We start from the raw sequence: 13110 nt of genomic DNA on the forward strand, positions 1-13110 counted from the left end.
GCATACTTATCTCAGTCCAAAGCCTTTGGCAGCCCACCACGGGTGGATCTCAATTTCGAGTCTGCCTGCTTCTACCATAGGATCCATTCGCGCCAGGCTGTCTGCCATTTCAAGGGTAGGTGTATTATAGATGGTAATGCCCCTTATCTCACCCTCATCCCCAAACGGACCAGATATATCGGCATATCCCTCCTCGTACATCCGGCCCAAATGTGCGAGGTGAAGTCCCTGTAAACTATCGGCTTCTGCTTTGGATTGGGATCTATTGGGTCCGCTCTTAAGGAAAGCGATAAAATACTGCTGCATAATAATGGTATCACCGGTCTTCCCATCAACATAATCGAAAACCTGATAGCCTTTGTCAACCAGCGTTTCTTTCAGTGAGGCCGTTGAAACCCTATCCCCGGATTCAACAACTGGTTTTTCACTAGTCCCTGTTTTACGCTGATTGCAACTTGTAAGTAAGAGCATGCCCATGAACAGGACTGCTAAAAAATATCTCACCATTGCTTATAGGAATTTATGCTTAGTTGGGCGTTGTAGTATTTAGGGTCTCCAGTGACCTCCCTGCCCAGCCAAGCGGGTTTTTCAAAATATTCGTCGGCAGTTTGAAGCTCTACCTCAGCCACGATCAATCCGGCGTTAGACCCTTCAAATACATCAACCTCAAAAATGTGGTTGCCAAAGGGTACCCTGTACCTGGTTTTGGTAATTTCAGTGCCGGTACACAGCTTCAGAAGCTGACCAGCTTCATCCCCGTTAATTTCGTGTTCCCATTCAAACCTGCTGATCCCGGCCTCATCCGATATCCCTTTTACCGTTATTTTCCCGAAACCATCCTGCAATCGGACCCTTACAGTCCTTTCTGGATCAGCACAGAGGAAGCCCTGCCTGATGTGCAATGCAGATTCAGCTGATGTCCTGAAGTCTTCAGAAGTGACTAAAAACTTTCGTTCTACTTCAATCATATGGATGTATCCCCTGAATGGTTGCCCCTCTAACGAAGATAAGCTTTAAATTTGTTTATGGAAGCGTCCCTGCCAATACGTAAGATCATTCATGTTGATATGGATGCCTTTTATGCTTCAGTGGAGCAACTGGACAATCCGGAGCTCAAAGGAAAGCCCTTAGCCGTAGGAGGAGGTGAAACCAGAGGCGTGGTTTCTGCAGCCAGCTATGAAGCGCGGAAATATGGTGTAAAAAGTGCTTTGAGCGGTTATCTGGCCAAACAGCGCTGCCCGGACCTCATCTTTGTAAAGCCCCGGTTTGACCGCTATCGGGAAGTATCACGTGCTATCAGGCAAATTTTCTTCGACTATACCGATCTGGTAGAACCACTTGCCCTGGACGAGGCTTATCTGGACGTAACCGAAAATAAAGTGGGTAACCCCTCTGCAACCCTAATTGCCAGGGAAATAAGGGCACGTATTTTTGATGAACTGGGCCTGACAGCCTCTGCCGGGATATCTATCAACAAATTTGTGGCGAAGGTGGCCAGTGATATCAACAAACCCAACGGTCAGAAGACGGTTGGACCGGAAGAGGTACTGCCCTTCCTGGAAAAACTGGAGATCCGGAAATTTTACGGGGTAGGCAAGGTTACTGCGGAAAAAATGTATCAGCTCGGTATATTTACGGGGCTGGACCTGAAAGGCAAATCCAGGGAGTTTCTGGTAACCAATTTTGGGAAAAGCGGCATACACTACTATGATGTAGTTAGAGGTATTCACTACTCCCCCGTAAAAACAGACCGGAACCCCAAAAGCATAGGGGCAGAGAGAACTTTTTCGGAAAACCTCAGCAGTGAGATTTTTATGCTGGAGCGGCTGGAGCGAATTGCCAAAGAACTGGACAGCAGGCTTTCCAAAAGAAAGCTGGCAGGCAAGACCGTTACTCTTAAGATCAAATACAGTGATTTCAATTTGCAAACCCGAAGCAAAACACTTCAGCAATTTGTTTCCAGCCAGCAAGATATTCTCAGAGAGGCCCGGTCTCTGTTGTATCAGGAAAAATTACATAACTCGGTACGACTGCTTGGGATATCACTGTCCAACCTGAATACAGAAGAGGATATGGAAAAGGATGATGAGAGTGTCTCCGTCCAACTGAGATTCGAATTCTGAGGCTGTTTGTTTGGAGAGATAAGCATTGCAAAACCGATTAAACAGGTCTGATTTTAGAATGTCCAGGCACAGCTTTTCAGCATAGTTCTTACCTATATCCCCATTTTTTTTGTTTATTCTTTCCCCTTTATTAATGAGGCTAACCGATCATCTTTTAAACAAAACTGTTAATCTGCTGCATATATTTTACGGGTTCTCAGGCTTTTCCTAGTATTGAATAAAAATTGTTATGAAAATGAAAGCTTTTTGTATCAATTCTGCTGCAAAAAACAGACTGTACAAATAGTTTAGAACTAAACTTCCCAAGCAATCCCTTTATGCAGGAAATAAAGAACTTTGATAAAGCCGCTAAGAAATATTACAACACGCTAAGCCTGAATCCGCTCCCATTGCTGTCCTGGGATATTTTTGGGCAACATTACCAGAAAATTAGCGCGTTTTTCAATGACCTGAGCGAGTTTAATGTTATTGCAAAAGACAGCAACTGGAAAGGAACCTCAGACATTAAAAAGGCGTTACTGGAAAAAGACCAGATTGTAGTGGTTACAGATCCGGAACTCAATATTGTAAAGGCCTCTCACAACATATTTGATATGAACGGGTACACCCAGGAGGAAATCATAGGTCAAAAACCAAAGATCTTTCAGGGGCCGGACACCTGTGCCGAGACCACCCTTTATATATCAAAAGCGATTAAACAGCAGAAACCTTTTGAAACTACGGTCCTGAACTATCGCAAGGACGGAAGTGCATACCGCTGCTGGATTAAGGGAGAACCCGTTTTCGATAAAAAAGGCAAGGTGGTACACTTCATTGCCTTCGAAAAAGAAGTTGCCTGATATATTCCCCAAATAAATAACCCTGATTTAGAAGCTGCAGGTTTCTATCTCTGTAACCCGGAGTGTATTGACCATCCCCTTGGCCTTTATGGGCATAGCTGCCAGGCTGATCAGCATATCGCCTACATCAAGGAATCCCTTTTTACAAGCAATGGCATTTACATCCTCGATAGTTTCATCTGTGGAGACGAAACGGTCGTAGTAAAAGGCTTTTACCCCCCAAAGCAGATTCAATTGGGTGAGGATTCGCTTGTTGGAAGTAAACACCAGGATATGGGCACTAGGGCGCCAGGCAGAGATTTGAAAGGCCGTATATCCACTATTGGTGAGCGTTGAAATAGCCTTTGCCTTAATCTCATTGGCCATAAGGGCTGCATGATAGCAAACCGATTTGGTGATATAGCGTTTGGTCCGTATATGTGGTGGTTCCTGGGGAACCTTGATCAGATCTGAACCCTCTACACTATGTAGTATGCTGGACATTTTTTCTATTACCTGAACCGGGTAATTACCCACTGAAGTCTCCCCGGAAAGCATCACAGCATCCGCACCGTCCATAACCGAATTGGCCACATCGTTTACTTCCGCCCTTGTGGGTGTTAAACTGGTGATCATGGTTTCCATCATCTGCGTAGCTATGATCACGGGGATACGTGCCTTTTTAGCTCTTAAAACCAGCTTTTTCTGAATAAGGGGCACTTCCTGAGCCGGAATCTCCACGCCAAGATCACCCCTTGCCACCATGAGTCCGTCGCAATAGGAAACAATCTTGTCTATATTCTGAACGGCTTCCGGTTTCTCAATTTTCGCAACAATAGGAATCTTATGTTCAGAGTTTTCCCTTATCAGGTTCTGTAAATCAATAAGGTCCTGGCTGTACCGAACGAACGAAAGAGCAATCCAATCTACCTGTTGTCCAATAGCGAACAAGGCGTCCTTAACGTCTTTTTCTGTAAGAGCTGGCAGCGAAATATTGGTATTGGGTAGATTCACCCCCTTTTTGGATTTAAGTGGTCCTCCCTGAACCACGCGTGCCTTTACTTTCTTTTTATGGTCGGTTTCCAGGATTTCAAAAATCAGTTTGCCATCGTCAAGCAAAACACGCTCTCCCGGATTTACATCCCTGGGAAAGTTCTGGTAATTCATATACACACGTTCCGCATCACCTTCAAATGGCTCACCGGTTTCAAAAACAATTTCATCACCGGGCGAAACTACTACTTCACCTCCCATGACCCCAACCCTGAGCTTGGGACCCTGCAGGTCGGCAAGGATGGCGGTAAATATTCCCAGTTCCTCATTTAATTCGCGGATCATGGCAATGCGCTCCTTAACATCGTCATAATCTGCATGCGAGAAATTTATCCTGAAAACATCCACACCGGCATTGATCATATCTCTAATGATATCCTTATTGCTTGTGGCTGGTCCTAATGTGGCTACTATCTTGGTCTTTTTTGTGTTTGGCATGTCCTAAAAAATCAGGTTTTCTTTTGACTTGAGCTTTTCCGTGTTAATTGAATAAGCGGTAATGACATGAGAAATAGCCAGAATTTTATTGCTGATAACTGCTGCTTGTTCATGCATTCCCAATTCCATCCGCAATATATAATCTGCATCTTTAAATTCCGGTATCAGGTAATGTCGATTTACGGTAAGCTCATCCGGAAACAGATTTCCCATTTGCTGGCTCCCGCTGCTAACACCACTGTTACAGAGCAGGTGCCAGTTCAGGTCCTGCACTTCATCTTTCCATTCAAAACAGGGGAATGAAACAAGATTATTTAAATCGTAATCTGAGCGGGAGCGTTTCAATTTCAATTTTAATGCTTGGTTAAGAGCAAAAGCCATAGCATGGTCTTCCACATTGCTGTGGATGGCGAACAGGCTGAAGTCTTCTTCGCTGTAATCATCAAAAATCCGGTGTGTTATCATAGCCAGATCCCTGGGGTTAAAGATAGGACTATTAAGCAAATACGCCTAGGGAGTAACTACAGAATAGCCTCTAAACCTGTTTCGAAAACGATTTCGCGGGTTTTAATGTCCGTTCAATTCTTACTAATGCGGTCCTGAAGCGCATAAAACGCCCTTTTAGATGCCTTTTCCTCTGCCTTTTTCTTTGAGGTTGCCCTTGCCTTTGCCATGACCTTACCGTTTATGTAGAGTTTTACGCCAAAATGCTTGACAGGATCATTGCCGGTATCTTCATATACTTCATACTCAAATGAGTACTTCTGTTTCTGGCACCATTCAATTACCAGGCTTTTATAGCTGATAACCTTTCCTTCGAGTTGTTCGATATCCACATAGGGGACAATTACTCGGTCGTGAATAAATTTTTCACAATACGTGTACCCCCTGTCCAGGTAAATAGCACCTATCAGGGCTTCAAAAACATTTCCGTGGATATTATCCCCAAAATGTGCCTTGGGGATCTTGCTTTCCACATGCTCAATCAGGTTAAGGTCCTTGCCCAGTTCATTCAGGTGTTTACGGCTGACTATCTTGGATCTCATTTTGGTGAGGTAGCCCTCATCTCCGGCAGGCACTTCCGTATACAGGTGTTTGGAAATAATAGTACCTAACATGGCATCACCCAGGAATTCCAGTCGTTCGTAGTTAAGAGGGTTCCCTTTTTTATCTCTTTTATTAACGGACCTGTGCAGGAACGCTTTTTTGTATACACCAAGCTTGCGTGGTTTGAAACCCAGGATTCTGGTCATCGCCAAAAAAAAATCCCCATCCTCTTTAGAATGGGAATTGAAAATTTTGCTGGCGATGTTCATTATGTGCTGTTAGCTTATTTTCCGAAATACTACACAGGCATTATGGCCCCCAAAACCAAAAGTATTGCTCATGGCCACATTAACCTCGCGTTTCTGGGCTTTATTGAGTGTAAGGTTCAACTTTGGATCGATATTCTCATCAACCGTAGTATGATTTATCGTAGGAGGTACCAGGTTGTTTTCCATAGCCAGTATTGAAGCTATGGCCTCAATAGCGCCAGCGGCTCCTAACAGGTGCCCGGTCATGGACTTTGTGGAATTAATGTTTATCCTGGTGGCGTGTTCTCCAAAGACCTTGGATATGGCCTTGAGTTCTGCCACATCACCCAATGGTGTAGAAGTGCCGTGGGTATTGATCGCATCCACATCTTCAGGATTCAGGCCGGCATCCTTCAGGCAATTCTCCATTACGCGTACCACACCAATACCATCCGGGTGAGGTGCTGTCATATGGTAAGCATCACTGGACAGGCCGCCTCCTGCTACTTCAGCATATATCTTGGCTCCCCTGGCTTTTGCATGCTCATATTCTTCAAGGATCAGGGCTCCAGCTCCCTCTCCAAGAACAAATCCGTCACGTGTGGCATCAAATGGCCTGGAAGCTGTTTCCGGGCTTTCATTCCGGGTAGAAAGTGCATGCATGGCATTGAAACCACCCATACCCGCAATAGTTACAGCGGCTTCACTCCCTCCGGTAACTACCACGTCACAATATCCCATACGGATATAATTGAGTGCATCGATCAAAGCGTTGGCAGAAGATGCACAGGCTGAAACCGTAGTGTAATTTGGTCCCATAAAGCCGTGGTTGATCGATATATTACCCGGGGCAATATCCGCAATCATCTTTGGAATGAAAAAGGGGTTAAAACGTGGAGTACCATCTCCCTGGGCATAACCAATCACTTCGTTCTGAAAAGTCTCCAATCCGCCAATTCCTGCTCCCCAGATAACCCCAACACGAAACTTGTCTACCTTGTCCATGTCAAGACCGGAGTCGGCAATCGCTTCGTTGGAGGATACCATTGCATATTGGGCAAACTTGTCTAGTTTCCTGGCTTCCTTTCTGTCAAAAAAGTCATTAGGGTTATAACCTTTTAGTTCGCAGGCGAACTTAGTTTTGAATTTCTCTGTATCAAAATAGGTTATCGGAGCGGAACCGCTTTTACCGGTCCGTAATCCTTCCCAGTATTCATCCTTGGTATTTCCTATAGGTGTTAGGGCACCAAGGCCGGTAACCACAACTCGTTTTAATTGCATGCAAACAAATTTTATGTTGTTTAACCTATGTGAAAATTAAAAAAAATTATCCATGCAGAACGTCTACTACATGGATAATTTTGATTCTATATGATTAGAGAGGGTTCTTATTTTGCCTCTTCTATGTAACTGATGGCTTGTCCTACAGTGGCAATGTTTTCAGCTTGATCATCAGGGATTTGGATATCAAATTCCTTTTCGAATTCCATGATCAGCTCAACAGTATCCAATGAATCTGCCCCTAGGTCGTTGGTAAAGCTAGCCTCGGCTACTACTTCATTTTCATCAACGCCCAACTTATCTACGATGATAGCTTTAACTCTTGATGCGATGTCTGACATAACTATATTGGTTTTAAATTTAAATTGTTGGCAAAAATAAAAAACTTTGGATTAATACCGCCTTTTGTCGATAAAATGTCTGTCAAGATAAGAAATTAATGTACAGGAGTAGTATTTTTACGGGATAAATCGAACCTCAGAAAAGGGTTTTTAACCACCTGTAAGGGCTCCGTCCAGAACCATACGCCAAAATTACCATGAAACGAATTGTTCTGTTTGCTTCCGGTTCCGGAACCAATGCCGAAAACATCATAAAATACTTCCGGGATAAGGATAAGGCAGAGGTTGCAGCCGTGCTGACCAACAAGCGCGATGCCGCAGTAATAGATCGGTGCAACAAACTCAGAACGCCTGCACTGTATTTCAATCGCAGCGCTTTTGAGGAAAATGATTTCCTCCTCCAAATCCTGCAATCCTTGAACCCTGATCTAATCGTACTAGCAGGTTTTCTTTGGAAGATACCAGCCGCTATTGTTGCAGCCTACCCGGATAAGATCGTCAATATTCATCCTGCGTTATTACCAAAGTACGGGGGCAAGGGAATGTATGGCAGGAAGGTCCATGAGGCCGTCCTTGCCAACGGAGATTCCGAGACGGGCATATCCATCCATTATGTTAACGAGATCTATGACGATGGTGCTATCATTTTTCAGGAATCCACGGCAATAGGCCCTGAGGATACCCTAGAATCTGTAATGAAAAAGGTTCACGAGCTTGAGTACCGTTACTATCCCCGGGTAATTGAAAATTTGTTATTCTCCTCCTAGATGGCAAAAAAGAATAAGTACTATGTGGTGTGGAAGGGGAAACGTCCGGGTATCTACAAAAGCTGGACTGACTGCCAGGCAGAAATAGAGGGGTTTAAAGGAGCACAGTATAAAGGTTTTCCTACCCTCGCAGAAGCCGAGGAGGCTTTTGAAAGTAATTATGAAGCCTACAAGGGCAAAAAAAAACCGGGTTATACCAGTGCTGAATTATTGAAACTGGGCGAGCCTAACTATCACTCCATAAGCGTTGATGCGGCATCCAGTGGCAATCCTGGAATCATGGAGTATCGGGGAGTAGATACCAGAACCGGCAGGGAATTATTCCGCCAGGGGCCCTTCCGGCAAGGAACCAATAACGTAGGGGAGTTCCTGGCTATCGTTCACGGATTGGCCTATTTGAAAAAAAGGAACAGCAACAGGGTGCTCTACTCAGATTCACGGACTGCAATGGGCTGGGTACGAAAAAAGAAATGCAACACCAAGCTGGCAAACACCAAAGAAAATCAGATTATTTTTGAATTGATCGAGAGGGCTGAAACCTGGTTGAAATCTAATTCCTACAACACGCCCCTGGTAAAATGGGAAACCAAGGCCTGGGGAGAAATCCCTGCTGATTTTGGCAGGAAGTAGCCATATTTTACAAATTGGGCTTTTGTGAAATTTTGGAATTTCAAAAGCGTATATTTGCAGCAAATTTCTATCCCCCATGGGTAAACTCCTTGTTGTTGGTACTGTAGCATTTGACGCCATAGAAACCCCTTTTGGCAAAACCGATAAGATACTGGGGGGTGCTGCCACATTTATTGGGCTGGCAGCCGCCCAGTTCGATGTGCAAACGGCCATTGTATCTGTAGTTGGAGAAGATTTTCCTCAGGAATACCTGGACATCTTTACCGATCTTAATATGGATGTCAGTGCAATTGAACGTGTGAAGGGAGGCAAAACATTCTTCTGGAAAGGCAAATACCACAATGATTTGAACAGCAGGGATACCCTTTCCACTGAATTGAATGTACTGGCAGATTTTAACCCGGTGGTTCCGGAAGCTTATAAAAATGCCAATGTAGTAATGCTTGGCAACCTGCATCCGAATATACAATTGAGTGTTCTTGATCAAATGACCTCAAGGCCACAGTTAGTGGTCCTTGATACTATGAATTATTGGATGGATAATTCCTGGGACGAATTGATTCAGGTAATGAAACGCATCGATGTGATTACCATAAACGATGAAGAGGCAAGGCAACTGTCCGGGGAATATTCCCTGGTCCGGGCGGCCAACAGGATACAGGCCATGGGACCTAAATATGTGGTTATCAAGAAAGGAGAACACGGTGCTCTTCTTTTTCATCACGACAATGTCTTTTTTGCCCCGGCATTGCCTCTGGAAGAAGTTTTTGATCCCACTGGTGCGGGCGATACCTTCGCAGGCGGGTTTGTCGGGTATTTGGCAGAGACCAGGAACACTTCGTTTAACAGCCTGAGAAATGCTGTTATTCACGGTTCCAACCTGGCATCGTTCTGCGTGGAAAAATTTGGAACAGAACGTATGCTGAGGCTTACCAAGAAAGAGGTCGAGCAGCGATTGAAGCAGTTTAAAGAACTAACACAATTTGATATCGAGTTATTATGATGCCCTTAATTTAACGGGCATTTTTTAGTTTTATCTCTATGAGCGATTCCATTAAACACGAATGCGGGATTTCACTGATCAGGTTGCTCAAGCCCCTTGAATATTACAGGGAAAAGTACGGGTCCATATTTTATGGCATCAACAAGATGTACCTGATGATGGAGAAACAGCACAATCGGGGTCAGGATGGTGCTGGTTTCGCAAGTTTAAAACTCGATATGTCACCCGGGGAACGATATATGAGCAGAGTAAGGTCTGCCCAGCCCCAGCCCATACAGGACATTTTTGACCAGATTAACAATCGGATAAACAATGTACTTGCCGATTATCCGGAGATTATAGATGACGTAAGCGCACAGAAAAGCAAAATACCCTATGTGGGGGAGGTGCTCCTGGGCCATGTTCGCTATGGTACTTTTGGGAAAAACAGCATAGAGAGTGTTCACCCATTCCTCCGGCAGAACAACTGGATGCACCGCAACCTTATCGTGGCCGGGAATTTCAACATGACCAACGTAAGCGAATTATTCGACAACCTGGTGCAGCTTGGTCAGCATCCGAAGGAAATGGCAGATACAGTCACCGTTATGGAAAAGATCGGGCACTTCCTGGACGATGCGGTTGCAAAATTATACAAGCAGATCAAAAAACAGGGGTACACCAAGATGGAGGCCTCTGCCCTTATCGCAGAGCGCATTCAGGTAACCAAAATACTTAAGAAGGCTGCCAAAAACTGGGATGGGGGTTATGCCATGGCCGGAATGCTGGGACATGGTGATGCCTTTGTTCTAAGGGACCCTGCGGGTATCCGCCCTGCCTACTATTACCAGGATGAAGAGGTTGTGGTGGTTGCTTCAGAAAGGCCGGCTATACAGACCGTTTTCAATACTACCTATGAACAGGTGTCTGAACTACCCCCGGGCAATGCACTTATCATCAAAAAAGATGGCAAGGTTTCCGTAAACGAAATCCTCCGTCCGCTGGAGCGCAAAGCCTGTTCCTTTGAGCGCATCTATTTTTCCAGGGGAAATGACAAAGAGATCTATGAAGAGCGAAAGGCCCTTGGTAGATTGATATTTCCCAAGGTCCTGGAATCCGTTCAGAACGATCTGAGAAATACGGTGTTCTCCTACATCCCCAATACCGCAGAAACTTCTTTTCTGGGTATGATCAGGGAAGCACAAAGCTACCTGAATGAAGCGAAGGAGAAGCAAATCCTCGAATTGGGTTCCAAGCTCAGTCCTGATTCGCTGCGCGAGATTCTTGCGGTTAGGCCCAGAATTGAGAAAGTAGCCATTAAGGATGCCAAACTCAGGACGTTCATCACCCAGGACAGTAGCCGGGACGACCTGGTTGCTCACGTCTATGATATATCCTACGGTTCTGTCAAACCAAAGGATAATCTCGTAATCATAGACGATAGCATTGTAAGGGGTACCACCTTAAAAAAGAGTATCCTGGGCATATTGGATCGGCTCGAGCCCAAAAAGATTGTTGTGGTCTCTTCAGCCCCCCAGATACGATACCCGGACTGCTATGGCATTGATATGGCCAAGCTGGAAGACTTTATAGCATTCAGGGCTGCCCTCGCGCTGCATAAGGAACGCAACTCAATGGATATTGCAGAACGTATTTACCAGAAGTGCAAAGAAAGTGCGGCCAGTGATTCCAGTGAGGTTGAAAATCATGTCAAGGAGTTTTACGCTCCATTTACCGCAGAAGAAATCTCGGCAAAGATAGGACAGTTACTAAGCCCTGATAAGATTAAAGCTGAGGTTCAGATCATATACCAAACTATCGAAAACCTGCATCAGGCATGTCCCGGAAATCTGGGCGACTGGTATTTCACCGGAAATTACCCTACTCCAGGTGGCAACAGGGTAGTAAATCGCGCCTTTATCAATTTCTACGAGGGCAAAAATCAGAGGGCATATTGACCTGAAATTCGGTAAAATGCGTAAAACTGTGCATTTCGTCGATAAAATAGTCCTTTTGTCGGAATTATGGTTACCCGGGAACAAACCCATTTACTTTTAGACTTGCCATAGCATAAGTAGGTTAAGTTCATGGTAAGATTTGGGGCAAAAAAGGTGGAGACTTCTCCGCCTTTTTTATTTGCATCCCAAACCAAATACATTTCCCCAATTCACATTTCATCTATCAGCACAGGTTCTGCATGATGTTCATAGTTGTACGACTATTCTTCAATCTTTATAGGGCTTCCTTGCATTAATGGCAGTTCATCCAATTAACGGGAATTTTATCCAAAACCTTTTTGGGGCGCGAAATGAACGCATATTTTTGGAGAACCATAGCATAAGTAGGTTAAGTTCATGGTAAGATTTGGGGAAAAAAGGCGAGATAACTCTCGCCTTTTTTATTTCTGACAATCAATTCTTTAGCTGTAATAAGTCTTGAATAGTACTGCTCAGACAGTGTATTTCCTTGTAAGAAATGGATTAAAAAAGCCTGAAATTTTTTGTTATTTCACACAATACCAGTAATTTAGTGCTGCCATAGCATAAGTAGGTTAAGTTTATGGTAAGATTTGGGACGAAAAGGGTAGAGGCTTCTCTACCCTTTTCTATTAAAAAAGCGCGACCAATAGGTCGCGCTTTTTTATTTATGTATGGAATTCCTTCCTTATTTGTTCGCGGCGTAGTTTTCTGCTACTTTGCTCCAGTTTATCACACTGTAAAATTCCTTGATGTAATCAGGGCGCCTGTTTTGATAGTGCAGGTAGTAGGCGTGTTCCCATACGTCAATCCCCAGAATGGGATATCCTCCACAACCAATACCCGGCATCAAAGGATTGTCCTGATTTGCCGTAGAGCAAACTTTTAGTTTCCCTCCCGGGTGCACACAAAGCCATGCCCATCCAGAACCAAATCTGGTAGCGGCCGCGGCACTAAACTGCTCCTTGAAGTTTTCGAATGATCCAAAAGATTCGTCTATTGCAGCTGCAAGTTCTCCTTCGGGAGCACCTCCACCATCAGGGGACATGATTTCCCAGAAAAGTACGTGGTTATAGAAACCCCCTCCATTATTCCTGACCGCACTATTGTCCATATCCATATTCCTCAGGATATCCTCAATAGACTTCCCGTCAAGATCGGAACCTTCTATTGCAGCATTCAATTTTGTTGTATACCCATTGTGGTGCTTGGTATGGTGAATTTCCATGGTCCTGGCATCAATATGCGGTTCTAAGGCATCATATGCATAGGGTAAATTCGGTAATTGAAAAGCCATTTTATCGGTTTTTATAGTTAACATTTTAATTGCCTCAAATTTACACTATTAAGCAGGATAATCCTATAAGAAATTGTTAAGAACCCGCAAAGAATCCTTACTTTGTAAG

The 13110-nt window shown here is 44.3% G+C and carries 14 protein-coding genes; 6 read left to right on the forward strand and 8 right to left on the reverse strand.

Annotated features, from left to right (window positions below):
* Nucleotides 1-6 precede the first annotated feature (6 nt).
* Nucleotides 7-507: a YciI family protein gene (locus OO016_RS02075; RefSeq protein WP_266010393.1), complete on the reverse strand. Its 501-nt coding sequence runs from the start codon at nt 505-507 to the stop codon at nt 7-9.
* Nucleotides 501-968 carry a CYTH domain-containing protein gene (locus tag OO016_RS02080; RefSeq protein ID WP_266010394.1) on the reverse strand — a complete coding sequence of 156 codons (468 nt, stop codon included), beginning with the start codon at nt 966-968 and terminating at the stop codon, nt 501-503. Before OO016_RS02080 ends, OO016_RS02075 begins: the two co-directional genes overlap by 7 nt.
* A 57-nt stretch (nt 969-1025) precedes the next feature.
* Between OO016_RS02080 and dinB the strand changes: the two genes are divergently transcribed.
* Nucleotides 1026-2123, forward strand: coding sequence for a DNA polymerase IV (dinB, locus tag OO016_RS02085; protein WP_266010395.1), 1098 nt, complete (start codon nt 1026-1028; stop codon nt 2121-2123).
* A gap of 317 nt (nt 2124-2440) precedes the next feature.
* Nucleotides 2441-2962 carry a PAS domain-containing protein gene (locus OO016_RS02090; protein WP_266010396.1) on the forward strand — a complete coding sequence of 174 codons (522 nt, stop codon included), beginning with the start codon at nt 2441-2443 and terminating at the stop codon, nt 2960-2962.
* A gap of 27 nt (nt 2963-2989) precedes the next feature.
* Here OO016_RS02090 and pyk read toward each other — a convergent pair whose 3' ends face one another.
* From pyk to OO016_RS02115, 5 genes are all read right to left on the reverse strand, one after another.
* Complete coding sequence (gene pyk, locus OO016_RS02095; protein ID WP_266010398.1) at nt 2990-4432, reverse strand: pyruvate kinase; 1443 nt, start codon at nt 4430-4432, stop codon at nt 2990-2992.
* Between the two features lie 3 nt (nt 4433-4435).
* Nucleotides 4436-4897 carry an IPExxxVDY family protein gene (locus tag OO016_RS02100; protein WP_266010400.1) on the reverse strand — a complete coding sequence of 154 codons (462 nt, stop codon included), beginning with the start codon at nt 4895-4897 and terminating at the stop codon, nt 4436-4438.
* Nucleotides 4898-5010: 113 nt separating this feature from the next.
* The gene (rnc, locus tag OO016_RS02105; protein ID WP_266010402.1) at nt 5011-5748 is read right to left on the reverse strand and encodes a ribonuclease III; all 738 of its coding nucleotides are present in this window, start codon (nt 5746-5748) and stop codon (nt 5011-5013) included.
* Between the two features lie 9 nt (nt 5749-5757).
* A complete protein-coding gene (gene fabF, locus OO016_RS02110) occupies nt 5758-7008 on the reverse strand; it encodes a beta-ketoacyl-ACP synthase II (protein WP_266010404.1) in 1251 nt (416 codons plus the stop codon).
* Nucleotides 7009-7115: 107 nt separating this feature from the next.
* Entirely contained in the window at nt 7116-7349 is a 234-nt protein-coding gene (locus OO016_RS02115; RefSeq protein ID WP_009778413.1) for an acyl carrier protein, read from the reverse strand.
* 197 nt (nt 7350-7546) lie between these two features.
* On the opposite strand from OO016_RS02115, the gene purN reads away from it, so the two are divergent.
* The 4 genes from purN to OO016_RS02135 all read left to right on the forward strand — a co-directional run bounded on the left by purN (nt 7547) and on the right by OO016_RS02135 (nt 11686).
* Nucleotides 7547-8116 carry a phosphoribosylglycinamide formyltransferase gene (gene purN / locus OO016_RS02120; RefSeq protein WP_266010430.1) on the forward strand — a complete coding sequence of 190 codons (570 nt, stop codon included), beginning with the start codon at nt 7547-7549 and terminating at the stop codon, nt 8114-8116.
* Nucleotides 8117-8746, forward strand: a complete 630-nt coding sequence (locus OO016_RS02125; protein WP_266010432.1) for a ribonuclease H1 domain-containing protein — start codon at nt 8117-8119, stop codon at nt 8744-8746.
* A 76-nt stretch (nt 8747-8822) separates the two neighbouring features.
* Nucleotides 8823-9749 carry a PfkB family carbohydrate kinase gene (locus tag OO016_RS02130; protein WP_266010434.1) on the forward strand — a complete coding sequence of 309 codons (927 nt, stop codon included), beginning with the start codon at nt 8823-8825 and terminating at the stop codon, nt 9747-9749.
* Nucleotides 9750-9787: 38 nt separating this feature from the next.
* Nucleotides 9788-11686, forward strand: a complete 1899-nt coding sequence (locus tag OO016_RS02135) for an amidophosphoribosyltransferase (RefSeq protein WP_266010436.1) — start codon at nt 9788-9790, stop codon at nt 11684-11686.
* Between the two features lie 706 nt (nt 11687-12392).
* Here the strand turns inward: OO016_RS02135 and OO016_RS02140 are convergent.
* Nucleotides 12393-13001 carry a superoxide dismutase gene (locus OO016_RS02140; protein ID WP_266010438.1) on the reverse strand — a complete coding sequence of 203 codons (609 nt, stop codon included), beginning with the start codon at nt 12999-13001 and terminating at the stop codon, nt 12393-12395.
* Nucleotides 13002-13110: the final 109 nt, after the last annotated feature.

This window comes from Lentiprolixibacter aurantiacus, from assembly GCF_026241225.1.
In the GTDB taxonomy this organism is placed as follows: domain Bacteria; phylum Bacteroidota; class Bacteroidia; order Flavobacteriales; family Flavobacteriaceae; genus Lentiprolixibacter; species Lentiprolixibacter aurantiacus.